This is a genomic window from Chromohalobacter sp. HP20-39, from assembly GCF_033052815.1.
In the GTDB taxonomy this organism is placed as follows: Bacteria; Pseudomonadota; Gammaproteobacteria; order Pseudomonadales; family Halomonadaceae; genus Chromohalobacter.
Genome location: NZ_JAWHTP010000649.1, coordinates 1 through 274, shown reverse-complemented (window position 1 = coordinate 274; position 274 = coordinate 1). Strand labels below are relative to the sequence as shown.

The following is a 274-nucleotide window of genomic DNA, read 5'->3' as shown; positions in this document are numbered from 1 at the left end:
GAACTGAGCGAACTGCGCGCCCAACTGGCGGCGGAACAGGCCGCCCGGGTCGCTGCCGATCGCACAGCCGCCGTCGCCGATGCGCAGCGTGAAGCTGCTGACATCGCCCGAATCCAGGCCAACGAGCGCTTGGCCAACGCCGAATCGCGCGAGCACCAGGTGCGTGCCCAACTGGCTGAAGCGCAGGCCGCGCATGAGCGCACCCGCGAGAAACTAACCGAGGTCGTCGGTCTTGAGGCCGGTGCCCAGGCCGAGTTGCGAATGCTGCGCGAGC

The 274-nt window shown here is 69.0% G+C and carries 1 protein-coding gene; it reads left to right on the top strand.

From position 1 onward, the window contains the following. The coding region (locus RVY79_RS19545) for a hypothetical protein (RefSeq protein ID WP_411161758.1) at positions 1-274 on the top strand (274 nt) is incomplete at both ends.